Source organism: Natrarchaeobius versutus, assembly GCF_041205745.1.
GTDB lineage: Archaea > Halobacteriota > Halobacteria > Halobacteriales > Natrialbaceae > Natrarchaeobius > Natrarchaeobius versutus.
The window spans coordinates 101,109-126,610 of record NZ_JBGFCC010000009.1; the positions used below are offsets into that span (position 1 = coordinate 101,109).

The 25,502-nt window shown below is 64.4% G+C and carries 19 protein-coding genes and 2 pseudogenes; 7 read left to right on the forward strand and 14 right to left on the reverse strand.

Going from position 1 to position 25,502, the window contains the following annotated elements; genetic code table 11:
* Window positions 1-99 precede the first annotated feature (99 nt).
* Complete coding sequence (locus AB7C87_RS18915; protein WP_369731062.1) at window positions 100-492, forward strand: sensor histidine kinase; 393 nt, start codon at window positions 100-102, stop codon at window positions 490-492.
* 156 nt (window positions 493-648) lie between these two features.
* Here the strand turns inward: AB7C87_RS18915 and AB7C87_RS18920 are convergent, their stop codons facing one another.
* Complete coding sequence (locus AB7C87_RS18920) at window positions 649-1,128, reverse strand: RNA-binding protein (RefSeq protein ID WP_369731063.1); 480 nt, start codon at window positions 1,126-1,128, stop codon at window positions 649-651.
* A 178-nt stretch (window positions 1,129-1,306) separates the two neighbouring features.
* On the opposite strand from AB7C87_RS18920, the gene AB7C87_RS18925 reads away from it, so the two are divergent.
* The 5 genes from AB7C87_RS18925 to AB7C87_RS18945 all read left to right on the forward strand — a co-directional run bounded on the left by AB7C87_RS18925 (window position 1,307) and on the right by AB7C87_RS18945 (window position 6,615).
* On the forward strand, window positions 1,307-1,942 hold the full coding sequence (locus tag AB7C87_RS18925) for a TMEM175 family protein (protein WP_369731064.1): 636 nt from the start codon (window positions 1,307-1,309) through the stop codon (window positions 1,940-1,942).
* A gap of 109 nt (window positions 1,943-2,051) precedes the next feature.
* Window positions 2,052-3,389, forward strand: a complete 1,338-nt coding sequence (locus AB7C87_RS18930; RefSeq protein ID WP_369731065.1) for a metallophosphoesterase — start codon at window positions 2,052-2,054, stop codon at window positions 3,387-3,389.
* Between the two features lie 152 nt (window positions 3,390-3,541).
* Window positions 3,542-3,835, forward strand: a complete 294-nt coding sequence (locus AB7C87_RS18935; protein WP_369731066.1) for a DUF7562 family protein — start codon at window positions 3,542-3,544, stop codon at window positions 3,833-3,835.
* A gap of 261 nt (window positions 3,836-4,096) precedes the next feature.
* The gene (locus AB7C87_RS18940) at window positions 4,097-5,230 is read left to right on the forward strand and encodes a hypothetical protein (protein ID WP_369731067.1); all 1,134 of its coding nucleotides are present in this window, start codon (window positions 4,097-4,099) and stop codon (window positions 5,228-5,230) included.
* An 86-nt stretch (window positions 5,231-5,316) separates the two neighbouring features.
* On the forward strand, window positions 5,317-6,615 hold the full coding sequence (locus AB7C87_RS18945) for an RNB domain-containing ribonuclease (RefSeq protein ID WP_369731068.1): 1,299 nt from the start codon (window positions 5,317-5,319) through the stop codon (window positions 6,613-6,615).
* A gap of 165 nt (window positions 6,616-6,780) precedes the next feature.
* On the opposite strand, the gene AB7C87_RS18950 is transcribed toward AB7C87_RS18945, so the two are convergent.
* The 7 genes from AB7C87_RS18950 to mutS form a co-directional block, all read right to left on the reverse strand.
* On the reverse strand, window positions 6,781-7,314 hold the full coding sequence (locus tag AB7C87_RS18950; RefSeq protein WP_369731069.1) for a GNAT family N-acetyltransferase: 534 nt from the start codon (window positions 7,312-7,314) through the stop codon (window positions 6,781-6,783).
* A gap of 87 nt (window positions 7,315-7,401) precedes the next feature.
* A complete protein-coding gene (locus tag AB7C87_RS18955) occupies window positions 7,402-8,904 on the reverse strand; it encodes a dihydrolipoyl dehydrogenase family protein (protein ID WP_369731070.1) in 1,503 nt (500 codons plus the stop codon).
* An 83-nt stretch (window positions 8,905-8,987) separates the two neighbouring features.
* Complete coding sequence (gene kdgK1, locus AB7C87_RS18960) at window positions 8,988-9,941, reverse strand: bifunctional 2-dehydro-3-deoxygluconokinase/2-dehydro-3-deoxygalactonokinase (protein WP_369731071.1); 954 nt, start codon at window positions 9,939-9,941, stop codon at window positions 8,988-8,990.
* A 196-nt stretch (window positions 9,942-10,137) separates the two neighbouring features.
* On the reverse strand, window positions 10,138-11,250 hold the full coding sequence (rtcA, locus tag AB7C87_RS18965) for an RNA 3'-terminal phosphate cyclase (RefSeq protein ID WP_369731072.1): 1,113 nt from the start codon (window positions 11,248-11,250) through the stop codon (window positions 10,138-10,140).
* Between the two features lie 298 nt (window positions 11,251-11,548).
* The gene (gene mutL / locus AB7C87_RS18970; protein ID WP_369731073.1) at window positions 11,549-13,771 is read right to left on the reverse strand and encodes a DNA mismatch repair endonuclease MutL; all 2,223 of its coding nucleotides are present in this window, start codon (window positions 13,769-13,771) and stop codon (window positions 11,549-11,551) included.
* 145 nt (window positions 13,772-13,916) lie between these two features.
* Window positions 13,917-14,807, reverse strand: a complete 891-nt coding sequence (locus AB7C87_RS18975) for a dihydrodipicolinate synthase family protein (protein WP_369731074.1) — start codon at window positions 14,805-14,807, stop codon at window positions 13,917-13,919.
* Between the two features lie 179 nt (window positions 14,808-14,986).
* Window positions 14,987-17,635 carry a DNA mismatch repair protein MutS gene (gene mutS, locus AB7C87_RS18980; RefSeq protein ID WP_369731075.1) on the reverse strand — a complete coding sequence of 883 codons (2,649 nt, stop codon included), beginning with the start codon at window positions 17,633-17,635 and terminating at the stop codon, window positions 14,987-14,989.
* 265 nt (window positions 17,636-17,900) lie between these two features.
* Here mutS and AB7C87_RS18985 point away from each other — a divergent pair, with 265 nt between their 5' ends.
* Complete coding sequence (locus AB7C87_RS18985; RefSeq protein ID WP_369731076.1) at window positions 17,901-18,683, forward strand: universal stress protein; 783 nt, start codon at window positions 17,901-17,903, stop codon at window positions 18,681-18,683.
* A gap of 46 nt (window positions 18,684-18,729) precedes the next feature.
* Here the strand turns inward: AB7C87_RS18985 and AB7C87_RS18990 are convergent, their stop codons facing one another.
* The 6 genes and pseudogenes from AB7C87_RS18990 to AB7C87_RS19015 form a co-directional block, all read right to left on the reverse strand.
* Window positions 18,730-19,452, reverse strand: a complete 723-nt coding sequence (locus AB7C87_RS18990; protein WP_369731077.1) for a universal stress protein — start codon at window positions 19,450-19,452, stop codon at window positions 18,730-18,732.
* Window positions 19,449-20,885, reverse strand: a pseudogene (locus AB7C87_RS18995) (APC family permease). Before AB7C87_RS18995 ends, AB7C87_RS18990 begins: the two are co-directional and overlap by 4 nt.
* A 397-nt stretch (window positions 20,886-21,282) precedes the next feature.
* Window positions 21,283-22,875, reverse strand: coding sequence for a globin-coupled sensor protein (locus tag AB7C87_RS19000; protein ID WP_369731078.1), 1,593 nt, complete (start codon window positions 22,873-22,875; stop codon window positions 21,283-21,285).
* A 526-nt stretch (window positions 22,876-23,401) separates the two neighbouring features.
* The gene (locus AB7C87_RS19005; RefSeq protein ID WP_369731079.1) at window positions 23,402-23,731 is read right to left on the reverse strand and encodes a tRNA-binding protein; all 330 of its coding nucleotides are present in this window, start codon (window positions 23,729-23,731) and stop codon (window positions 23,402-23,404) included.
* 84 nt (window positions 23,732-23,815) lie between these two features.
* Window positions 23,816-24,637 (reverse strand): annotated as a pseudogene (gene thiD, locus AB7C87_RS19010) (bifunctional hydroxymethylpyrimidine kinase/phosphomethylpyrimidine kinase); the annotation flags it as partial.
* A gap of 116 nt (window positions 24,638-24,753) precedes the next feature.
* Window positions 24,754-25,497, reverse strand: a complete 744-nt coding sequence (locus tag AB7C87_RS19015) for a hypothetical protein (RefSeq protein WP_369731080.1) — start codon at window positions 25,495-25,497, stop codon at window positions 24,754-24,756.
* Window positions 25,498-25,502: the final 5 nt, after the last annotated feature.

Consider the following 25,502-nt stretch of genomic DNA (forward strand, 5'->3'; position numbering starts at 1 on the left):
AAGACGAGACCGACTTGAAGTCGGTCTTGGTCCACCGGACGGTCACGTCCGTCGTCGAGAGCGCCCGGTCCCGGTACGCCAACGCCGAGATCACGGTCTATGGACTGGGGGGGCGACGTGACGATTCAGGCGGACGAGATGTTCGAATCCGTCGTCTACAATCTCGTTCAGAACGCCATCATCCACAGCGACAGCGAGCGCCCTGAGGTGGAAGTCTCGATCGATCGTCGGAACGACACCGTTCTCGTAACCGTCGCGGACGACGGTCCGGGTATCTCCGACCGTCGGAAGGGGGAGGTCTTCGGGCGTGGGAAGAAGGGCCTTGAGAGCCCGGGTACTGGAATGGGGCTCTATCTCGTCAGAACGCTAGTCGAGGGATACGGTGGCGACGTGTGGGTCGAAGATAAGGAGGCGGCGGGATCTGTCTTCATCGTTCGACTTCCGGTCGATGGGGCAACGGTGACGTCACGCTCGGCAAAACGCGTCGACTGATCGGTGAAACGATTCTCGGCTCCATTACGGACGACTCGGACGGTCGTCGAAACTGACCGATATTGCTCGAGTGGACGGTCCGGCGTCCGTCAGTTCCGGCGCAATCGCCGCCTGGTCGCGGCTGTGTCGGTAACTTGTCACAGCAAACTGGCTCCGTTAGCCCGAAAAGTCATAGAGGTCGTCGCCGACGTGGTGTAGCGAGTCGACGACCTTGCCCTCGTCGCCGACCATCTCCGATCCGTCGACTCGAGCACGCCCGATCGCGAGTATCTTCCCGTGAGATTCCTCGGCGATGACGACCAGATCGTCGGGGGAGACGTCGTCGGTCGCCTCCGTGATACCGGGGCGCATCACGTCGGCCCCGTCGCTGACAAACGAGATCGCACCGGTGTCGACCGTCACGACTCGGCTGTCGGGTTCGTAGGCGTTGGCTCCCCGAACGGTCAGAAACGGCTCGTCGTCGAAGTACGCGACCCGCGGGTCGCCGTCGATGAGGATCACTTCCCAGTCGGTGTCCTCGAACTCGACGCGCTCGTAGGCGTCACCCTCGGGCGAGACGCCGAGTTGCTCGGCCAGCGTCTCTTCGATGTTGGAGACGGCGTCGCTACGGAGGTGGTGTCGAGATTTCACCTGCATACCCCTTCTACCTGCTATACCCATTTAACGAATAGGTTTCCGTCGTCCCGGTCGAGACCGTTCACGTCTCGTCGAGCAGGTCCGTCGGCTTCGGACGGCGAGCGTGATCGGTCGTTGCCGATGTTCTCCGCGTGAAATTCGGGCGTGGCTATTCGTTCCCTCGAGTGGACCGATCCGTATGATTAGGACGCTCGGCGGCGAGGGAACGGATCGGATGGAGGCGTTGAGCGACGGGTTGTTCGCCATCGTGCTCACGCTGTTGGTGTTGCAATTCGACGTCCCGGACGTCGCCACCCAGGAACTTCCGGGGGCGGTCGCGGATCAGGAGACCCTATTGATCAGTTACCTGTTGAGCTTTCTCGTCGTCGGCCTCTACTGGATCATCCACCACAACCTCTTTCAGTACATCGTCGACCACGACCGGGTTCTGCTGTGGCTCAACCTTCTGTTTTTACTCTCCGTCTCGTTTCTCCCGTACCCGACGGAACTGCTTGGCCTGTACGGAACCCAGTTCGCCTGGACGCTGTACGCGGGCAACTTCGTTCTCGTCGGTCTGATGCTAACTGCGACGTGGAGCTACGCCGCCAGAGCCGGATACATCGACGACTCGATCGATCCCCGAACTGAACGCCTGGTCGCCATCCGGGGCCTGATCTCTCCGGCGGTTTTCGTGCTCTCGATCGCCGTCGCGACGGTCTACCTTCCCGTCGCGTTTTTCGTTCCGGTTCTGATCGCACCGCTCCAGCGCCTCTGGGTTCGCTACTACCACCGCGCGAACCTATCCGACGACGAACTGGCCGACGACCTGGGGTGACGTCTCCTGTTCCGACGGCTGTAGACCGGACACTCCCCCCGATTTGAACGGGCTCGAATGGGGGAAATCACTATCCCGTTCCGTCTGGTAGGTGGTCCGACCGACCCGAATGGCCCGCGAGTACGTCTTCATCAGCGACCTCCACATGGGTGGTGACGAACAGCTCTCCGCACTCGAGTTCGAGGCGGAACTCCTCTCGTTTCTCGCGGACTTAGAGGAGCGCGGCGGCGACGTCGAACTCGTCATCAACGGCGACGCGTTCGGCCTCTGGGAGTACGCCGAGGTCACCGGCTCGGAACGCCTCGAGCGGGTGATCGAGGACCACCCGCGCGTATTCGAGCAGTTTCGGGAGACCGGCGAGGTGATCGACATCACGCTCATCCCGGGCAACCACGACTACGACCTGGCTTGCTATCCCGAACACGCGGATCGACTCGCCGAGTACAACCTCTCGCTCGAGCCCGAAATCGCCATCACCCGCGAGGTGGGTGACGCCCGGATCTGGATCGAACACGGCCAGCAACACGACTCGAGCAACCGGATGCCCGACTGGGGGAATCCGGACGCGCTCCCGGTGGGTTACTTCGTCGTCCAGCGGATCGTGGCCGCCGCCGGCCGGTTTTCCGGGCGAGCGAAAGGCGACTGGCTCCGGGACATCCAGTCGGTCGCGCCGATGGAGGAGATCCCCCGCTGGCTCTTCTCGAACTACTTCTATCGGGAGATGAGCCCGTATCTGCGCGCGATCGTCGTCCCGTTGCTATTGTTTTTCAATATTACGCTGCTCTATCTCTTCGGCACCGTCCTCGAGATGATGGGGATCCTGCCGGCTCACTTTTTCACCGATAACCCGATCGTTCGCGCACTCGGCATCGCCGACGTCGTCCTCGAGGTTTTGATCGCGATCAACCTCGTCGCGATGTTCGTCCTGTTGGTGTGTGCGATCCCACTGTGGCTGTTCAGGCGCGACCTCCATCACACAGTAGAGCGGTTCGGCATCGTTCTCTCGGGCGTTCGTGTCGGTCAGGGTGACGAGCCGTTCCTGCGTGCTGCGAGGGAGGTCCTCGAGTCGAACCCGGACGTCGCGGTCTACGTCTACGGACACACCCATCGGGCATCGCTCACGCAGTGGGGCGATCGGCTCATCATAAACACCGGAACCTGGCTGAAGAAACTCCAGCGCGTCGAGACCCGCTTTTCGCGCCTGCCGGGAATCTACTCCCCCTCGTTTCGGCTGAACTACTACCGCATCTACGCCGAAGGCGACCGGATCGTCGTCGAGTACGAGGAGATCGAGACCGACGAACCGGTCGATCTGACGCGCTTTCAGCGGCTGATCGCGCGCCGACCACCGTCGCCCGAACAGATTCCCGAGCGGACGGTGATCGACCCCGACGGGGCGCTCGAGGCGCCGTCTAGGGATGCGGCCGATTCGGAGGAAACGCGATGAGGGGCACCTCCTCCGGAGTCGGTTTCGATCGAACCGGTTTCGTCCGGTCTCTGACCGAGTTCATGCCGGTTCGGATCGATCGACTGGGGAGACTGTAGCGTCTCGTGGCAGGTGTGCTAATCGCTAAATACGAGCACACCCTCCATTCTTCCATGTGGCCCTCCCGGAACCGCACTGGGACGATCACGTGTCCGGCCTGCGGAACGGAGGTTTCCCGGTCGATGACCCGAGAGTACGACAAGTACGGAGACCGGTGGGATCGGAAGAACAAGACGTTCGAACACCTCTGTAAGAGCTGTCACTCCGACCTCTGTCCCCATCCCCGGAACGAACTCGAGGAGTTGCTCGTCGAACTCGAGGCGGGCGAACGGAGCCAGGTGGTGTTTCTCTCCCGGTACACCTCGGCGGTCGAGGATCGGTACGGGACCCTCGAGGAGGAGTCGTGACGGTCGTCTAAGCCCGCTCGAGGGAGAACGACTGTCGCAGACGAATTACCGTCAGTTTCACCAGTGAAAACGGCTGTCGGAGGCGGAGCGTCGTCAGTCTCACGGAGTGAACCTTCGATCGGATGTCGATTTCACCGGGACGACGTCACAGCATTCCGTGTGAACGACTCTCGCTCGAAAGCGTTGCTTGAAGCAACCACGCCTGGCTTGAAGATCTTCACGTCACTCAATACAATGGGCACTCCTCCAGTAGTCACGTCTATGCCAAGCAGGCGGTCGACGCTGATCGGAGTTGGTGGGATCGTCGCCGGCGGTGGTGCACTCGTCGGATCGGGAGCGTTCGATACGGTGGAAGCGACCCGGACCGTCTCCGTCGAGACAGCCGACGACGCCGACGCATTTCTGGGGCTCGAGCCGGCACGTGACGCGCTCGATCTTCCCGGTGAGGACTTCGTCGAAGAGACCGACGGCACGATTCGGTTCGAACTCGGTGGCGAGGAGGAAGGCGGCCTGAATCGGAACGCACGGTCGGCCTTCGATCGTCTGTTGCTCGTAACAAACCGCGGAACCCGGGCGATTACGCGTCTCACGCTCGAGTTTACCGAAACTCCCGTCGAAGTCGATCCCGACGAGACGTTCGGATTCCCGGTTGCCGCCACGGACGGCTTCGAGATCACGTCGAATACCGGTGGGGTCGCCAACGGCGGGGACGTCCTGGAGGAGGACGTTACTCCATCCGAACTCGCGCCCGGAGACGCGGTCGTCGTCGGCCTCCGTATCGACCTTCTCGACGGTGGCGACGATGGCGACCTCCCCGTCGACGACAGTTACCTCCTGACTATCGAGGCCCACGATAGCGGGAGGACGGACGACGATCCGGAGCCGCCGGAACCAGCCGTCCTCGCCGAAACTGGTGCGACCGACATCGTTCCGCCCACTGACGGCGTTGCGCCCTTCGGCGACGATCCCGAGTACAGCGGCGCACAGTTCGACGCACTCGAGGGGGTCTCCCTGGCGGATCCGTTTACGATCGCCGTCGAAGCGCCCGAACTCGCCGGCCGGTCGGGTGAGCCAATCGCGGTGACGGCGTTTTACGACGAGTTCGACGGTCCGCCCTCCGATCGGTTGGGGCCCGCCAACGCGCTCGATTTCGACGACGACGCCATTGCAACAGTGAGCGTCGGGAGCGATGGAACGGGCGCCGATCTGGTGACGAGCATCGCGCTGGGCGGGCTCGCGGACGATGCGACGCTGATCAACGCCATCGAAACGCCGGAGGAGACGACGACGGTAGCCGTCGAAGTAGGAACGGGCGCGTCCGGGATGTCGGTCGCCGCTACCGGCGGCAGTCGAGGCTTCGAAAACGTCGAATCTGCCGGCCTCGAGGACGCGTAACTGGCGGTTCGGATGGATAGTGCTGGCCGAGCCAGCCTGCTTGCCATCCCGACACGACTTTTACACCCACGTCCGTACACCTCCACATGAGCGACGACGCACAGGCCGACGCCGGTACGGCCGAAGGGCAGGGTCCCGTCGAAATCTCGGAGGATCTCGCGCGCCACCTCGAGAACAAGCGCGAGGAACTCTTCGAGAAGTTCGAGATTCGCGACGAATTCGCCGACGAGGTGCTCGAGGAGGCCGAGGATCGTACGGAAGACGTCCAGTCGGAGATTACGGCCGAGATCGACGAACGAGAGGATTTGCGAGATTTGACGACGTGGACGACTGACCCGATCGACGCCCAGGACTTCGACGACGCGATTTCGGTCGAAGAGCGCGACGACGAGTACGTCCTCTGGGTCCACATCGCCGACGTCACCCACTACGTCCACCCCGAGTCGACGATGTGGGAGGAAGCCGTCGAACGGGGGAACACGGTGTATCTCCCCGGTTACACGATCCACATGCTCCCACCGGTGCTCGCCGAATCCGTCTGCTCGCTCGTGCCGAACGAGGAGCGCTTCGCCCACACCGTCGAGATGCACCTGGACAAGGAGACGCTCACCTACGAGACGATCGACATCTACAAGTCCGTCATCGAGTCGGACGAGCGGCTCACCTACAGCCAGGCCGAAAACCGCCTCGACGAGCCGGATGCGCCGCTTCACGAGGAGAACGTTCTCGTCCACGAACTCGCCGATCGGATGCACGAACAGCGAAAGGAAGACGGCTCGCTCGTCTTGAACCCCTCGCGTGACCGCGCCCACACGATCATCGAGGAGTGTATGCTGAAAGCGAACAAGGCGGTCACGCACGAACTGATGTGGAACCGGGGCGTCGAGGCGATGTACCGCGTCCACCCCCAGCCGAGTCCAGACGAGTGGTCGAAGGCGCTCCAGGAGATCCAGGACCTAGACGGCGTTTCGATCCCCGGGGACACGTGGGACGACCCCCGAAAAGCCGTCAACGCGACGCTCGAGGAGGCACCCGGTCGTCAACTCGACAAGATCCAGTGGGCGGTGATGAAGGTGATGCCCCGCGCCCGGTACATGAACGACCCCTTCGGCGGCCACCACGCGCTGAACTTCGAGATCTACGGTCACTTCACGAGCCCCATTCGTCGGCTCAGTGATCTGATCAATCACTGGATCGTCTACCAGAACGACGTCCCCGAGAACCTGGTCGAACTCTGTGATCGCGCAAGCGACAAACAAAAAGACGCAGAGCAGTGCGAACGCGAGTACAAGACGTTCCTCCAGGAAGTCGGTCTCGACCCGATGGCGGTCAACAACCGCGGAATCGAGGTCGTCGAGGAGAGCGAGGCTGAGCGAACGCTGTGAGCGAAGCCTCGACAGTAGCGAACGGGGAGCGAAGTGACCCGCGAGCAGAGCGAAGCCGAGAAAACCCTGTAATCGAGGCTTCGGAACTAGCGAACGGGGACCGAAGCCACCCGTAAACAGACCGAAAATCGCTCTGGGCATCGACCGCACTCGGTTCCGGACCGCTCACAGCGGCTTTTCGTAGACGTATTCTTCGAGTCCGTTCCCCAGTTCGCTCTCCCTGGTTTCGACGCGTTCGAATCCCATCGATTCGTAAAACGAGACGCCAACGCGGTTGTCCGCGAGGACGGCCAGCCGGATCCGGTCGAACTGCGCTGTCAGGTCGTTCTCGAGCGAATCGAGCAACGCCGATCCGAGCCCGTGTCCCCAGACGTCGGGGTCGACGTAGATTCGTGTGAGGTATCCCACCGACGCCCTCTCGGGCCACGGGACGACGTGTGCGAATCCGACGCACCCGGTTTCGAACGCCGGCGGGGACGACTCGGGATCGGCGTCGATGACGAGAAACGTTGCGTCGTCGCGGTGGCTGGCGTCCGTAATCGACGACTCGAGGTCGGCGATCGCGTACCAGTCGTCGACGATTTCGTCGACTCGGCGGGCCTCGAGTAGGTCGTCGTACGCGGCGTGCCAGCTTCGTCGCGCCGTCTCGTGGATGGCATCCACGTCGCCGATCGTCGCCTGGCGCACGTCTCGGCTCATAGCGCGGCCTACGGTCTCCGCGATCAAAAACTCCTGCCAGGAGACGCCACCGTCGGACGGTCGCACGACGAGTCCACTCTCGCCGGCTCACTGGCCACTCGTCCTCTCGAGTTCCGCACTTGCCTCGCGGAAGAGACCGTCGAGAATCTCGGGTGTCGTCGGATGGTAGGCCCGATCCGGGAGCGCTCGGACGTCGAGTTCCATCTCGACGGCGAGTTGCATCGTCTTCGCCATTACGTCGGCGTGGAGGTGAAGACCCTGATAGCCGAGTACGGTTCCGTCCGCGGCGTCGACGACGAGCGTCGCCAGCCCCTCCGGATGGCCTTTGGTCTTGAACACGCCGTCCGAAGACGCTTCGCGGCCGACGACGATTGCCTCCCGGTCGGTGTCGACGACCGTCCGGGGCGTGTGGCCGACGCGAGCGAACGGGTAGACGCCGAGCCCGGAGAAGATCACGTGGTGGGGAACGTTGACGTACGGTCGACACGCCTCGTCGCGGTGGTGACAGAGGATATTCTCGCCGGCCGTGAACCCCTGTTCTTTGGCCACGTGGAGGATCGGTTCCCGGCCGTTTGCGTCCCCGACGACGAACACCCGGTCGTCGCTCGCCGTCTGCATCGTCGATCCCACCCATCCCGGCTCGGGCTCCAGGCAAGTCCGGTCGAGTCCCAGCCCCTCGAGATTGGCTCGCCGACCGGTAAACAGGTAGAGTTCTTCGGCTTCGACCGCGAACTCCTCGCCGTTCGTTCCGTCGTCCGCGTCCTCGCGTTCCGTTTCGCCGTCCACATTGCCGCGTTCCGTTTCGCCGTCCGCTCCGTCGCGCTCGAGAAATAGCCTGACGCCGCCGTCGTCGGCTCGCTCGAGCCGTCGCTCGCGGACGTTCGTCAGGACGTCGATCCCGAACTGCTCCCGGTAGATCTCGAGGACGGTCTCGCCGTAGCCGGTCGGAAACTCGTCGAGCGGTCGGTCGTCGTGCTCGATGACGGTGAGGTCGACGTCGCCGACCTCGCTCAAGTACGGCGCGAGTTCGAGTCCGACGTACCCAAAGCCCATGACGATGCCCGAGTCGGGAAACTCGGTCGCCTCGAGGACGTCCGCACTCGACGAAAACGAAACCTCGTCTATTCCCGGCAGGTCCGGGACGTCGAGAACCGATCCCGTCGCGATCACGACGTAATCGGGCTCGATCCGGCGACCGTCGATCGCGAGAGTCCGGTCGTCGACGAACCGGGCCGTCTCGTGGAGGAACTCGACGTTCTCGCGCTCGGCGAGGTCGTGGACGTGCTCGCGTCGGTGTTCGGCGAACCCGGAGACGTGTTCGTCCTTGCGGGCGACGATCGCTTCGGGGTCGACCTCCGGCACTCCCTCGAGCCGATCGTCGTGTCGAGCCTGGTAGCGGTGCTGGCCGGCCGAAAGAACGTCTTTCGAAGGCATACAGCCCCGAAGGATACAGAGCCCGCCACCCGGCTCTCCGTCGTCGATTAGCGTCAACTCGAGGTCGGCTTCGATCTCGGCTTCGCGTGCGAGCAGTTCGTCGGCGGCGGCGACGCCGGCGCTCCCGTACGCGCCGACGACGGCTACGTGTACCATACCGTGGCTTCGGCGCGGGCGTAAAAAGGCGTTCGCGCCGTCGTGAGCGAGCGACGCACGAACGCTTCGGGGTGGGCGAGAAGTTACCTGGAGACCTCTTCGGCACCCGTCGAGACGACCGCTTCGACTTCCTCCTCGGAGACGAGCGCGACGTCGCCGGGGATCGTCCGCTTGAGCGCCGCCGTCGCCGCGGCGTACTCGAGGGCGGTCGGAACGTCGTCGCCCGCGAGTCGGCGTGCGATGAACGCGCCGGTGAACGCATCGCCGGTGCCGATTTTCGAGACCGTGTCGGTCTCGTAGGCCTCTTGTTCGTGAACGACGCTGTCGTGCCACCCGATCGCACCCTCGGAGCCACGGGTGACGACGACGGTCTCGAAGTCGTACTGGGAGCCGAGTTTGTGTGCGAGCTGTCGTGGATCGCCCTCGAAGCCGAGTACCGCGCGTGCGTCTCGAGCCGCGATTACGAGCACGTCGATTCCCGGGAAGAACTTGGTCAGCGTCTCGTTTGCCTCCTCGGTCGACCAGAGCTTCTGCCGGTAGTTGAAGTCGAACGCGGTCGTCGTTCCGCCCTGTCTGGCCGCCTTGAGCATGCTCGCGGTCGTATCCCGGAGCGTCGAGGAGAGCGCGGGGGTGATACCCGTCGTGAAGAACACGCGTGCGTTCTGGATCCGATCGACGTCGAACTCTCGAGCCTCCGCGGTCGCGATCGCGGTGTCGTCTCTGTCGTAGATCACCTTGGTGCCGCGTGGCTTTCCGGCGCGCTCGATGTAGTACGTTCCCTGTCTCCCGCGGTGGCTCCAGGCGATATCCGTCTCGATGCCGTACCCCCGAAGTTCGCTGACGACGCGTTTACCAAGCGGGGACTCCGGGACTTTCGAGAGCCACGTCGATGGGGTGCCAAGACGCTGTGCCGCCACTGCGACGTTGCTCTCCGCGCCACCCGCGAGCACCTCGAACTCACGCACATCCTCGAGTCGTTCGCCGTTTGGCGGCGAGAGCCGAAGCATCGTCTCGCCGAACGTGACCAGATCACTCACCGTTCGGCCCTCCCGGTCCGCGTCTCGTCCGTGTCGTGATCATACGTCGGTCAACGGATGGCCGAAGTATAAGTTATGTCATTGTTCGAGCGTTGGATAACGGAATTCATCAATTTGGTCAACGCATCCGTTCTCGACAGAAGGTGAGAAATAAATAGGGTCGTGAGCGGAGGATCTCGCCGATCCGATGCGACACTCACCCTCCCAGCGAAACTGTGAGACGTCGATTCGCCCCATCGCGGTCGACCTCGACCGGGACGTCGAACGCCTCGAGTAGCTCACAGGAGGACGCGACGTGGTCGGTCATCGTCGGAACGTGTAGCTCCCCGCCGGCGAGGGCGAGCGTCGCCAACAGCTGATCGGCGAGATGACGATCGACCGGTGCCGTCCCACCGAGAAACTCGATCGCCGCGTCGGCCGCTTGCGCACCGACGCGCTCGGCCGGCGTTCCGCGTTCGCCGAGCGCGGTGAATCCTGACACACCGGTCTCGTGATCGATCCGAATCACGACTGCCGATCCCGGCGAATCGCTCGCGGCCGTCGTTTCCCGCCGCTCGAGCGGCGTCGGGCTGTCACTGTCCGAAGCCCTCGCGGCGCAGAACTCGTCCGTAACCGACGAGAGCCGTTCCAGCGCCCCCTCGACCTGCCGGGACGCGACGTCGCTGTCGGCGAGCGCGGCGGCCTCGGTCGAATAGAGACGAATCCCCTCGAGTTGGCCGCGCTCGGTCAGATCGAGTGGGTCGAACCGCGACGGAGCCAGGTGGAGCGTCGCCCGGCCACCGCCGTCGGGGTAGAACCCCCGTCGATCGATCTCACAGGCGGCGACGAGTCCGAACCGTCTGAGAAGGGGAAGTTTCACCAACCCGAAGTACTCGATCGGCGGCGACCACTTCACGTCCGTTCCGCCGGTCGCCGTGACCGAAAGCGGTGATTCGAGGACGGCCGCGAGCGGGACCAACGCGTCGAACAGCAACGTCACGCTTCCCGCCGTGCCGATGTCGACGCGGTACCGACCGCCCTCGAGGCGGTTCCGACCTCGACCGTACGAGTGTAACTCGCCGCCCTCTTGGAGCCCTGGATCGAACTCGACCGACTCGGAGCCCAGCTCGGCCCCCGACGTCTCGGCGTCACAGACGTCGGCTATCGTCTCGAGGACGGCGAGATGTTGGTGGGCGAGACCGGGATCCGGTCGGTCGCCACGGACGTTCTCGACGCGGATTGGATCGCCGAAGGCGACCGACAGTCCGAGTGCCGTTCGAAGGAACTGGCCGCCGGCGTCCGATCCATCGAGTTCGTGAACGATCCTCACGGTCTTGGGTACGCACCCGGCTCACCTACCGTTACTGATCCGGTCTGGCGTGGCGACCGGGGACGCCAGGAACATTAATGGTGTTTCACAATAAAGTGAATGACGGTCCCGGAGGAAGGTACGTCTCGGCGGGACTTCGGGACACGTCGTTCGATATCACGGTCGACGCTTCCGCTGTGATCGGTCAGAGGCACGCGATCGGTACCGGACCCCTGCGGTACCGGTCGATCACGACGTTCATACCTCGCTTTTCCAGAGAAACCGACTTCCGTAGTTCTCACAGGCGTCGTCTCGTGGCCTACCCGTGTCCCGGATAGTCGCGTTCGAACCGCCGTTCGATCTCCTCGCCGTCGATCCGGACGATCACCGGTCTCCCGTGTGGACAGGAGTAGGGGTTCTCACAGCCGTCGAGTGCCGCGAGCAAGTCGACGACCGACCCCTCCGTGAGCGACGTGTTTCCGGTGATCGACGGATAACACGCCAGATCGCCGAGGAACTCGTCCGCGAGCGCGTCGACGGTCTCCGCCCCTGCCTCGCGGTCACCCTCGACGAACGACGTCAGGACGTCCCGCAGGTGTTCGGGCTCGAGCGTCTCCTCGAGCACCGCGGGGACGGTCGTCACTGCCACCGTCCGATCGCCGACTCGGTCAGCGTAAAAGCCCAGCCGGGCCAGTGCGTCGCGGTACGCCGAGAACGCCTCGGCTTCGGCCGCCGTCAACTCGAGTTCGACCGGCGACGCGAGCGCCTGTGCGGGCGGATCGTCCGCGAACGCGTCGCGGAGGCGCTCGTAGTTCACGCGCTCGTCGGCGGCGTGTTGATCGATCAACGCGAGGCCGTCGGGGGTCTCGCAGACGACGTACGTCTCCCGGAGTTGCCCGAGCACGCGAAGCGGTGGCAACGCATCGTACTCGGTTACCTCGCCCGTCGCCGGCGTCCCCTCGAGCGTTTGCTGGTCGGTCGCGACGGCGAACTTTCGATCGGGATCGAGATTCGCCGAATCGACGCGGTCCGTTCCCGCGGCAGGATCGTCGTGAGTTCCCGATCGTGGCTTCGTCCCCGAGTCGGCGCTCCTCCTTTCTCCGACGTTCGCGCTCTTCGATTCGTCTCCCGCACTCGGTGTCGAGCCGGTGCCGGCGCTCGAGTCGACCGCGTTCTCCCCCGATTCGGTCTCGGTACTCGGCGGCGACGGTGGACCGTCGGCGGATTTCGACGCGTCGTCCGTGTCGGCGTTCGACGCCCTCGAGGCGTTCGCCCGGCGTGTCTGGGGTGGCTCGCTCGCACTCGTCCTCCGGTCTGATTCGCTCGAGGTGGGTCCCGCCGACGCCGATACCTCCTCCGTACTCGCCTCGGCCGACGTGTCGTCCGGCTCGTCATCCGGATCGATCGCGTTCTCCGGTGTGACGCTCGTCTCCGCCGGCGCCGACCGGCCTCTCGGCGCCCGCGACCGGAGCATTCCGTGTTCGAGAAGCGCCGACTCGACTGCGGCGTCGACCTGTCGGCGCACTGCATCGTCGTCGTCGAATCGTACCTCCCGCTTGCGCGGGTGGACGTTCACGTCGACCGCCTCGCCGGGCACCTCGAGAAAGCAGACGGCGAAGGGGTATCGGTCGCCGCCGAGTTGGGTCCCGTAGGCGCCCATGATCCCCTCGCGGATCGCGTCGGCCGTCACCGCGCGGCCGTTGACGTAGGTCGCGAGATACTCACGGCTCGAGCGGTTCGTCTCGGGGTGGGAGACGAGCCCCGTGAGCGACTCGAGCGGACCCGGCGGTACGTCGTCTGCGTCGGCGTCGACGGGGATCATCGCCGAGGCGACCTCCCGGCCGTAGACGGCGAGCACCGCGGCCTGCAGGTCGCCCTGGCCGGTCGTCGAGAACACCTCCCGGCCGTCGTGGGTGAGCGAAACGGCCACGTCGGGGTTCGCGAGCGCGTAGCGCGTGACGACGCGATTGACGTGGGCGAACTCCGTCGCCGTCGTCTTGAGGAACTTCCGACGGGCCGGCGTGTTGTAGAAGAGATCTTCGACCTCGACGACCGTTCCCACCGGACAGCCCGTCGGTTCGACCGAGGTTACTTCGCCGCCTTCGTAGACGAGTTCGGTTCCGACGTCGGCCTCGCCTCCATCCCCCGTCTCCGAGTCCGCCCGCGGGCGCGATCGGATCGTCGTCCGCGAAACCGACCCGATCGTGTGCAGGGCCTCTCCCCGGAATCCGAGGGTCGCGACGCCCGACTCGAGGTCCTCGAGGCCGTCGATCTTGCTCGTCGTGTGCTGGCGGACGGCGGCCTGCAGATCCGCCTCGCTCATCCCGCGGCCGTCGTCGGTCACCCGGATGAGTTCGGTACCACCCTCCTCGACGGTGACGTCGACGCTCGAGGCGTCCGCATCGAGGCTGTTCTCGACGAGTTCCTTGACGGCGCTCGCCGGCCGCTCGACGACCTCGCCGGCGGCGATCCGGGCGACGGTGTCGTCGTCGAGCCTGAGGATCTCGGTCTCGTCGCCGCTCGGTGACGTCCCGTCGCTCATCCGTCCTCGCTCCCGATCGATTTCGCCCGGACGTACTCGAACGACGAACCTCGCTCGTCGAACTGCGCTCCGTCCCCGTTCATACTGGGTGTGGGTTGCGCTCGAGCGTCAATAGGTGTTACGTGCACGAGGGCCCTGCGGGATTTCAGACCTCGAGCAGGTCGTCGACTGCACTCCCGATCCGTTCAGTCCCGTCCTCGGGGACCTCGACCAGCGGCGGCCGCACGGCGGTGGATGGGATCGTCTCCCGATGAACGAGCGCGGCCTTCGTCGCCGGCGCGAAGCCGTACTCGCCGCAAGCCACGAATAGCTCGGCGACGGCGTCCTGTAACTCTCGGCCGCGTTCCTCGTCGGCCACCTCGTACAGTTCGGCGTATGCCGCGGGAGCGACGTTCGAGAGGGCGTTCACCCCGCCGTCGGCGCCCATCCGGAGCGCCGGGACGAGGAGCGCGTCGTATCCCTGCAGGACGAGAAACTCCTCGGGCGTCCCCCGGATCGCTTCCAGGTGGTACTCGAGGTCGCCGCCCGAGTCCTTCAGCCCGATCACGTTCTCGTGGTCCGCGACGGCTTCGAGCGTCTCGGGCTCGATTCGTCCGCCAGTGCAGGCGGGGATGTTGTACAACAGGAGCGAGAGCGGCGACTCGTCGGCGACGGCCTCGAAGAATCGCTGGTTGCCCGCGGGGTCGTTCGCCGCGTGGAAGTACGGCGGGACGACCACGGCGCCGTCCGCCCCGAGGTCGGCCGCCTCCTCGAGGTAGTCGACGGTCTCAGGGACGCTCGTCGCGGCCGCGCCGGCGAGCACCGGCACTTCGCCGTCGACTCGCTCTCTTACGACCTCGTGAACGCGGCGACGCTCCCCGTCGGTGAGGCTGGCGAACTCGCCCGTCGTCCCGCAGGGAAACAGGGCGTCCACGCCGTTTTCGAGGAGGTGATCGACCAGTCCCTCGAGCGCTAATTCGTCGACGTCGTTCGATTCCGAGTCGAAGGGGGTCACGAGTGGGACGGTGATCCCCTCGAGTGCTCGCCGGAGGCTCATAGCGGTGTGCTTTCGCCGGTGAGGCCAAAACGTCTCTGGTCGCCAATATCGGTGGCGTTCGTCCGCCGGTCTCGACTTCGTCTCCGTGGAGCCGCTTCATACGGACTCCTGTCAGTCATTGACGGTGCAACCGCAGGACGACTCGCGGTTGCACCGGTAAATCGTCACAGCAGACCGTATCATTCCTCGAGTCGCTCTTGCCACTGCTGGACCGTCGAGACGAGTTCGATCGGCGGCGTCTCGTTGACGTCGATCGACTCGAGGTCCTCGAGGACGGCCTCCGTTTCGGGATCGATCGCGTCGTCCGCTTCCTCGTCCGGCTTCTGCCCGCCGTCGGCGTTCGCCGGCCCGCGGAACTGGCCGCTCGAGACGTCGAACACCGTCTGGACGGGGTCGTTCGAGCCGCCTTTCGCTTCGATGGCTTTCTCCTCGCGCAGTCGATCCAGGACGTCTCGAGCGCGGTCGACGACGGGACCGGGGACGCCGGCGAGGTCGGCGACGTGGATGCCATAAGAGCGGTCGGTCGGTCCGTCGCGGACGGTTCTGAGAAATGTGACGTCGCCGTCGCGTTCGTCCGCCGCGACGTGGACATTTGCGACGCGAGGGAGGTTCTCCGCGAGGCCGGTCAGTTCGTGGTAGTGGGTCGCAAACAGCGTCTTCGCGCCCACTTCGTTGTGGAGGTACTCGGTCGCCGCCCAGGCGATCGAGATACCGTCGTAGGTTGCGGTGCCCCGCCCCACTTCGTCTAAGATGACGAGTGACTCCTCGGTCGCCGTATGCAGGATGTTCGAGAGTTCGCTCATCTCGACCATGAACGTGGATCGACCCTGGGCGAGTTCGTCGAGCGCGCCGACGCGGGTAAAAATCCCGTCGACGAGGCCGATCTCCGCTCGCTTCGCCGGGACGAAACTACCGACCTGCGCGAGAAGGACGATACAGGCCACCTGGCGCATGTACGTCGATTTCCCGGACATGTTGGGCCCGGTCACGACGAGAAACTGCTGGTCGTCGGTCATCCCGACGTCGTTCGGAACGAACTCGGTCGTCTGTTCGACCACGGGGTGGCGCCCCTGTTCGATCTCGAGGCGATCTCCCCGGTGTAACTCGGGTGCGATCCACCGGTTTTCCGCCGCGTGGGTCGCCAGACTCGCGAGGGCGTCGACGGTCGCGAGCGTCCGCCCGACGTCCTGGAGGAGTTCGGCCCGCGCCGCCACGTCCTCGCGAAGCGCTTCGAACAGTTCGTACTCGAGGTCGCCGCGTCGCTCCTCGAGTCTGAGCATCTCCCGTTCTTTCTCCTCGAGTTCGTCGGTCGTAAACCGCTTCGAGTTCTTCAGCGTCTTGATCTGCTCGTAGTGGTCGGGGACGCCGTCGGCCGCGGACTTGCCGACCTGGACGTAGTAGCCGTCGGTCTTGTTCCGATCGACGGTGACGTGTGCGAGGCCGTACTGGCGTTTCTCGCGGTCGGCGAGCGTTCCGAACCACTCCTCGAGGTCCTCGAAGCGGTCGATCACCTCGTCCAGTTCGTCGTCGTAACCTCGCTGGAAGAGCCCACCCTGGGTCACCGTCGACGGCGGCTCGGGCGCGATGGCCTCCTCGAGTCGCTCACGGAGGGTCGCCGCGGCCACTCGATCGGGTCGGTCGACGACCGCTGACAGCGGCGAGTCGGCGAGTTCGGGGTCGCTCTCGACGATCTCGACGAGTTTCGGGAGAACGGCGAGTGTCTCCCGGGCCGCGAGCAGGTCCCGCGCGTCGGCGCTTCCGTGACTCGCCTTCGAGGCGAGTCGCGCCAGGTCGTACGCGTCGCCGAGCGTCTCTCGGAGTTCGTCGCGCGCGAGCGCCGCCGACGAGAGCGCCGCGACGCTCTCTCGTCGGGTCTCGAGGACCTCGAGGGACCGCCGTGGGCGCTGGAGCCACTCCTTTAACAGGCGGGCCCCGGCGCTCGTCTCGGTGTGATCGATCGTCTCGAACAGCGAGCCCTCGCCGTCGCCGTGCATCGTTTCCGTTAGCTCGAGGTTGCGCTGGGTCGTCGCGTCGAGCGTGACGTGATCGTCGCCCTGGTGGGTCTGGATGCGGGTCATCGACGCCAGGACGCCGGTTCCCGACTCCTCGACGTACGAGAGAATCGCGCCGGCGGCCGCAATTGCGGAGTCGCCGACGCCGAGGCGGTCGACCGTCTCGCGGCCGAACTGGTCGCGGACTGCGTGGCCGGCCCGTTTGGGCGCGAACGCCTCCGTCTCGTGGAGCGTCATGGTGGCGTCGGTGCGCTCGCGGACGGCGCCCAGCAGGTCGTCGTCGGTTCGGACGTCGGGACCCGGAAGGAGTTCGACGGGGTCGAACCGGTACAGTTCCGTCAGCGCCTCGTCGACGTCCTCGGCGTCCGCGACGAGAAACCGTCCCGTCGTCACGTCCGCGAACGCGAGGCCGTACGCTCCCGACGAGTGGCCGTTCGCGTCGCCCTCGACGATCGTCGCGAGATACTGGGCGTCCGCCTCGGTCGTCTCGAGTAAGGTTCCGGGTGTGACGACGCGGACGATCTCTCGTGCGTGTCCGTCGTCGGTCTCGTACTGGTCGGCGACGGCCACCCGGTAGCCGCGTTCGACCAGCGCCTTGAGGTAGGGCGTGAGGTCGTCGACGGGAACGCCGGCCATCGGATACGACGAGCCGTGGGAGGACTTCTGGGAGACTTTCAGATCGAGTTCGTCGCTAACGAATTCAGCGTCCTCGCCGAAGAATTCGTAGAAATCGCCACACTGCATCGCCAACAGCTCCGCGTCGGTCTCCTCTTTGAGCGAGAAGAACTCCCCGACGATACCCGTCGCCTCGGTCATGTGCGGTGACTGGCGGGCCACGACAAAAACCCTGCGGGATCCGCGGTGGAAGTGAACGTGTCGAGCCTCCGTCGATCTGCGGCGGACTGTCGTCGACCAGTACCGACGCATCCGGGAGCGGGTGGTGGTCGTGTCGACACGTCACCACTACAGCCCGTATGAACGCCGCTTTCTCGTAGCACATATCGGTAGTTGTGACACTCATCGTTGCGTTCGTACCGGTTCTATTACGGTCGCCGTTCTATCTCGTGAGACGACTCCCAGAATGGCTGTACTCCGCGACCATCGCGTACTGATCCCGATCGACGTCCTCGGCGGCGAGTCCGTTCCCCGAACGGTCGTCGACGCGTTCGCATCCGTTCCCGTCGTGTTGCTCGGCTACCGTGTGGTTCCCGACCAGACCGGTACCGACCAGGCACGTGACCAGTACGAATCTCGCGTGCGCAACGAACTCGACGACGTCCAACGAACGTTCGAAGACGCCGGTTGCCTCGACGTCTCCACTCGGATCGTCTTCACGCACGATCGCCTCGAGACGTTCGAACGAGTCGCCGTCGAGACGGAGTGTGACGGCGTCCTGCTGGTCAATCCCGCACCCGTTCTCGAGTCGGTCCTCGTCGCGATCCGAAGCGACGTCAACCTCGAGTACATCGCCGAGTTACTCGGCGCACTGGTCGCCGATACCGACCTCGAAGTGACCTTCTTCCACGTCGTCTCCCACGAAGACGATCGCAACCGAGGTACCGAACTCCTCGACGACGCCGTCGCCGAACTGACCGGGCTCGGAATAGATCCTGAACGGGTCGACACGGCGCTCAGCGTCGACGGCTCGCCGTCACGGGAGATCCTGAACGTGGCGAGCGAGTACGACCTCCTCGTCGTCGGCGAGAGTCGCCCGTCGATTCGTCGGTTCATCTTCCGCGACCGGGCGAAAACGCTGGCCAGAAAGACCGTCGATCCCGTGCTCGTGATCCGCGGAGAGTACCTCGAGGTCGCAGATGCGGACGAATCGATGGACCCCGGGGACGGACACGGCGACGTCACCTGACCCGTTGCGACCGACGACACACCATCGGTTTGACGAAACTTCTCGATCAGGACTTCTCGGCACTCGCCGATCGGTCAGCGTCCGCCTCGTGACGGCGAACGACGAGAACCGGGCCGACCGATTCGGTAGCCACCCGTTCGGTTTCCTCACCGAAAACGAGCGTCCGGAGTGACGGCGCGCGCTCACCCATGACGATGGCGTCGTGATCGACGGCGGCGGCGACGAGCGCCTCGAGGGGCGGTTCGCCGACCGCGAGTTCGGTTCGAACCGTGATCCCGTCTCCGGAGAGCACTCGAGCGCTCGCCTCGAGGAGTTTTCGACCGGCGGCCTCCTCGTCGGTCGCCAGAAAGAGCGTAACCCCAATGTCGCGGTCGCCGACCAGTTCCGCGACGAACGAGACGATCCGGTCGACGGCGACGTCGCCGGTCAACGCGACGAGTATCCGATCGACGGGACCAGTCGCTCCCGGAATGGCGTAGACATCCGACTCCGTCGCGTCCGCAACCCGATCGACCGTCTGTTTACGATCGTGGGTGAAGACGAGACGATAGTCGGCAGTTCCGTCTTCCGCCCCGAACTCCGTCGCGAGATCCTCGAGCGCGTCCGTGGCGCGGTCTTCGTACTGCTGTCGTGCTTGATCTGGCGGCGTTTGTTCCGGAAGGACGTGATAGCCCAGCACGGTCACGCTCATCGGCTCGAGCAACGCCGTGAGCCCGGCCGAGACCGACTGTCCCTCGAGTATTTTCAGCGGAACGAGTATGCGTGTCATAGTGCACCTTTCAGTTCGACGTCGCGAGCGTAGTAGAAATACCAGCCGACGGTCAAGAGCATGATCCCGCCACCGACGTATTGGGAGGCGGGTTGCATGAACGCGATCAACGCGAAACTACAGATCGCACCGAGCGCCGGGACGACGGGATAGCCGGGGACCCGGAAGTCGGGATCGTACCACTCCGGTTCGTCGCGACGCAACGCGATGAGCGCCACGCAGATCAGCCCGTACATGACGAGGTGGAGAAACGACGCGACCTCGGCGAGCAGTTCGACGCGTCCCGTCGCCGTCAACACCAAAATCGGTCCGCCGGCCAGCCCCAGCGCGACGTGTGGCGTGCCGTACCGGAGGTTGATCCGGCTCGCTCACCGGGGCAACAGGGCGTCCCGCGAGACGGCGTAGATGGCTCGAGACGTGCTGAGAACCGATGCGTTGGCGCTCGACATCGTCGCGAGCAGGCCGCCAAAGACGATCGCGAACGCACCGATCGGGCCGAGGTAGTGGCGACCGACTTCGACCATCGCGGTTTCGCCGAACTGCTCGAGTTGCTCGCTTCCGAACGCGCTCGTCGCGACGAAGATCGTCACCACGTAGAGAACGCCGACGATGACCACCGATCCGACCATCGCCAGCGGCAGGTTTCGGCCGGGATCTTTCATCTCGCCGGCGACGGTCGCCACCTGTGCGAAGCCGAGATACGAAGTGAAAACGAGCGCCGCCGTCGTGAACACGGGGAAGATTCCTGCCGGGGCGAACCGTTCGGGAGCCGTCGGCTCGCCCAGGAGCCCGGCGGCGTCGAGCCCACCGTAGCCGAGAAACACGATCAGTATCGACAGCAACAAGGCGACGACGCCGTTCTGGAGTTTCGCCGCGTTTTCGGTCCCGGTGACGTTCAACACGGTAAAGCCCGCGCCGAACAGCAACGCCTTCGGGATGACCAGCTCTGCTCCGACTGCGATACCCAGTTCCGCCAGCGTGTCGACGGCGTAGTAGCCGAAGCCGACGAGGTAAAACGCCGTGGCGAACACCAGCCCGAACCACAACGAGAGGCCGACGACCGTCCCGGCGAGCGTCCCGAGTCCGCGCGAGATGAAGTAGTAGCCGCCGCCGCTTTTCGGCATCGCCGTCGCGAGTTCCGACGCCGGCAACGCGACCAGCAACGCGATAACGGCACCGATGGCGAACGAGACCGATGCGGCCGGTCCGGCGTTACCCGCCGCCAGCCCCGGAAAGACGAAGATGCCCGCGCCGATCATCGTCCCGATTCCGATCGCGAGGCCGCCGGTGAGCCCGAGCGTTCGCTCGAGTTCGGCGTCGTCGGTAATCGTCGCTTCTTCGGTCTCGACCGTCGGCTCGATTTGCGGTGACTCTCCTTCGACGTTGGTTCCCTCGGCCGACGGTCCCTGTCCCGATAGTGGATCGTCGTCCATACTGGCTGTGCTGTCGCCTGACGGATAGTGTTACTGCTATTTTTTGGTTCACGACTGTGTTCTCCCCGTACTGGTCGCCGACGATCACTCGATAGCCGCGTCCGACCGGTGCCTCGAGATGCGGTGTGAGGTCGTCGCCGGGGACGCTGTCCATCGGATACGGCAACTCGTAAGGTGTCCTCTGAACGACCCGAGACCGAGTCGTTACTGACGGATCCGTCGCCGTCACCGATGAATTCGCAGAAACTGTTCGCTGGGTCGTTGACAGCTCCGTGTCGATCTTCGTTTCGGCGAGGCGAACTCCCCGAGTATATCCGTCGTCTCGTCCACGTTCGAGGGACGTTCCACTGTAAAACAGCGGCGCGCGTGATCCCACGGACGGGCAGTTCTGTACGATCTACGCTGGCGCCCTTTCGTCGACTTCGGTCAACTTGTCGACGATGGCGACGATCCGCATTACTCGCTGTCTCGCCTCCTCGTTCGCGTCGACCAACTCCTCGGTCTCGTCGGCGACCATCGCCGCCGTCTCGGTCACTTGGTCGGCCATCCCGGCGACTTCCTCCGTCGTCGCGGCCTGATCGTCCGTCGCCGTCGCAACCTCGTCGATTCCCGAGGCCGACTCGCTGATCGCGGTTTCGATCTCGCCCAAGTTCTCGACGGTCTCTTCGACGAGATCGACGCCGTCTTCGATCTCGTCGTTCGCCTCCTCTAGGCTCTCGACGGTTTCCTCGGTGTTCTCCTGGATTCGGTCGACCATATTCTCGATCGTGGCGGCCTCGTCCTGGGATTCCTCGGCGAGCGATTTCACCTCGTTTGCGACGACGGCGAAGCCGTCGCCCGCCTCGCCCGCGGTCGCGGCCTCGATCGAGGCGTTGAGCGCGAGCAGGTTGGTCTGGTCCGCGATCTCGTTGATCACTTCGACGATCTCGTCGATGCGCTGGACGCCCTGACGGAGATCTTCGACGTCGTCGGTCACCTCGTCGGAGGCGTCTTTGACCCGCTCCATCTTCGAAATCGCTTCCTCGGCCGTGCTCGTTGCCTCGTCGGCGACCTCCTCTGCGCGTTCGGTAGTGGCGCTTACTTCCTCCGTGTTCGAGGCGATCTCCTCGACCGTCGCGCTCAGGTTCGACATCTCGCCCGCGATTTCGGAGGTCGACGCCGACTGCTGTTGTGCGTAGCCGTCGATCTCTTTCGTCCCCTCGTCGATCCGCTTGGCGTACCCCGTGAGTTCGTCGACGGTTTCTTCTAGGTCCCCGCGGACCTCATCTCGACGTTGCTCGAGTTCCACCATCCGTTCGACGAAAATCTCCATCCGCGACCCCATCGCGAGGTGTTGATCCAACACTGCCATCCGAAGGAACGCGAGCGAACGCTCGACCGTGTCTTCGACCGCCGCCTCGAGGTCGGCTTCGGTTATCCCTGCACCGCCTGGATCCGCGTCCTCTCCGCCCTCGGAGTCTCGCCTCGTGTCCGCGGACTCCGACTCGACGTCCTGCGCTACCGGTTCGCCGCTCTCGCTGTCCGAAACGTGTTCGTCGACGACCTCCTCACCGATTTCAGAGAGAATTCGATCGTAGTAGAGACCGAACGAGCCGACGTAGTGTTGCAATCCGGCCTCGAGGAACGGGTCGACGGCCGGGGATTGGGCTCGCTGTTCGAAAAACGAGGCGCCGTACTCGCCGGCACCGAACTCCTCTATGTAGGTGCGCTGTTCGCGCTTGAATTCCGCTTCCGTGAGGTCACTTCGCTGGATGTGATCGGCAACTACGCCTTGCGTGCAGACGTTTTCGTAGTACTGCTCCGGAAGGTCTCGACTCGTCCGTTCGAACACTTCGGACATCGACTCGAGGAGTCGCTCGTCTTCCTGGCGAAACCCCACGAATTCCTTGAGTTGTTCGACCTCGGTTCGTTCGACGGCGACCTCGTCGTGAACCATCTCACCGTCTCCCATGGACGGCCCGGCCGGATCGGCCCCATCCTGATAAGACATACAGGGACCACGGTCCTTCGTCGCAATAAGTATTTTCGCCAAATGTTCATTATCTCTCCGATCACCGATCAATTCTTCAACATATGTGGGAATATAAGGTGGTAAGTTGAAGAAAACGAGTGTCGATGGTCGAACTATTAACGGCGTCACTGCTTAATTCACCGCCCGACGCGTGTTGCGCCATCATATCCTGGCGCACGTTGCGTCATCGTATTCTCACACCGCGGATCTTCGCGACTGGCCGACGGGTCACGCCCGTTCGATATCGGATCCAGATTGCCCATCACGCGGTTTCCGGCGGTCGGCGTGGCCGCGGACGGACTCCGGTCACGCTGGGGCCGCCGTCGCCACTGAAAGTCAGTGTACACCAGTCCGAACGATGTCTGTACGATCGGTGTACAACCGGTTTCAGCGGATCCTTGGTGCGGGACATCCCGTCCGTATCATACGGTCTGTTGTACCGATTTACCGGTGTAACCGCGAGTCGTCCTGCGATTGCACCGTCAATGACTGACAGTAGTCCGTATCAGAACAGTACACCGCCGAGTGGAACGTCGGTCTCCGGTTCGACCAGCACCGGAAATCCGTCGTCGTCGGGAACGCCGACCGTCAGCGCCTCGGATTTGAACCCGGCGATCCGAACCGAACCCAAGTTCGTCGCACACAGCACCTGCTTTCCCTCGAGTTCCGCGGGATCGTAGTGGTGGTCCAGCTGTCCCGCAGACTGGATCTCGCCGTGTTCCTCACCGAGGTCGATCCACAGCTTCGTCATCTTCGGCTTGTTCGTCTCCGGAAACGATTCGGCTTTCAGCACCTCTCCGACGCGTATCTCCGCGTCGAACGGATTCTCGACCATATCGGGAGTGTGCGACGGGATCCTAAAAAAGCGGCGTGTGCGGGTGGCTGGCCCTCATGCGATCCGCTCTTGCGCTCGCTACCTGTCGACCGAGTGATTCACCGCCCCCGGTCCCTGTCCGACGTCGTAGTGGTGTTCGATCGCTCGAGCCAGAAACGCCGTCGCCCCCTCGACCGCGGACTCGAGGCCCTCACCAGCGGCCAGTCGTGCGGCGATGGCGGCCGCGAGCGCACAGCCGGAGCCGTGGGTGGCGTCGGTGTCGACGCGCTCGTGTTCGAAGGTCGTGACCGTCGCCCCCTCGACACCCGCGGGGCCGTCTCCGGGTCGCACCAGCACGTCCCGGACCGTCTCACCGGGGACGTGTCCCCCCTTGAGGAGCGCGGCGTCGGCGCCCATTTCGAGGAGCGCCTCACCGGCCTCTCGAGCGCTCTCGTCGTCCTCGACCGTGACTCCCGTCAACACTTCGGCCTCGTCGGCGTTGGGCGTGACGACTGCGGCCTCGCGAATCAGGTCCTCGTAGGCGCGTTCGGCGCGCTCGTCGAGCAACCGATCGCCCGACGTGGCGACCATCACGGGGTCGACGACGAGCGGGAACGCGAAGCCTCGAGCGCGCTCTGTGACCAGTTCGACGACCTCGGTCGTCGCGAGCATCCCCGTCTTCGCCGCGCCGACGTCGAAGTCGTCGACGACGGCGTCGATCTGGGCGGCGATCTCGTCGGTCGGGAGGACGAACGACGACTCGACGCCGCGGGTGTGCTGGGCGGTGACGGCGGCGATCGCCGACGTGCCGTAGACGCCGTGGGTGGCCATCGTGGCGAGGTCGGCCTGGATCCCGGCACCGCCGCCGGAGTCGCTCCCTGCGATCGTCAACGCGACCGGCCTGGCTTCGGGTGTGGGCGTTCGCATACTCGACTGTATTTTCCGGTTATACAAATCGGTGATGGTCCAGGCGGTTTCCCGAGGCGTCGGTAGTCGGGACGGAGTCGGTTTCGGCTGAGCGACTCGAGTGGCCGAATCTGTCGTCATCGAGCGTTCCACCCCATCGCAGATTCGTCGTCCTCGAGGACGCTCTCGTCCCACCCCATCACGAACTCGTCGTTCTCGAGGACCATCGCGTTGACGTATATCGTTCCGGCGGATCGCATCGTCTCGGTTCCACTCGGACCGCCCTCGGCGTCGACGGTGACGACGTGGTCGCCCGACTGCTCCCAGATGTTCGAGAACCGCGCGAACCCATCCTCCTCGAATTCGACCCGCTCGTCGAGGCGCGTTTCGCCGTCCGGGTCCTCGATTCGAACGTCGATCGTCGTCGAGCCGTCGTCGTAGTTGGTGAGGAGAAAGTCGCCCGGCGAGTAGACGAACAGCCACCCGTTTGCGGTCGTCACGACCCACTGATCGTCGAGTGAGTTCACCGGGACGTCGTCGGTCATCCGTCGGCCGCCTTCGACCTCGAACGAGATGGTGTGTTCGCCCGTCCGCTCCCAGAAGCCCTCGTAGCCGTCCCACTCGCCCCCGTCGTACGTGGTCGTCTCGGCCAATAGTTCGTCGCCGCCGGGCGAAACGACGCTGGTACTCACCGTCGCCGTCTCGTCGCCGTGGTTGCCGACGTTGAACGTCTCCAACGGATTCCACACGGTCTCGGCGATGGACGAACAGCCGGCCAATCCCGAAACGGTTGCCGTCCCGAGGGATGCGAGCAGCGCACGTCGGGACGTAGACGACCGACGCGGCTGACCCGTTTCGTCGGATCGAAGCGGACGTTCCATACCGC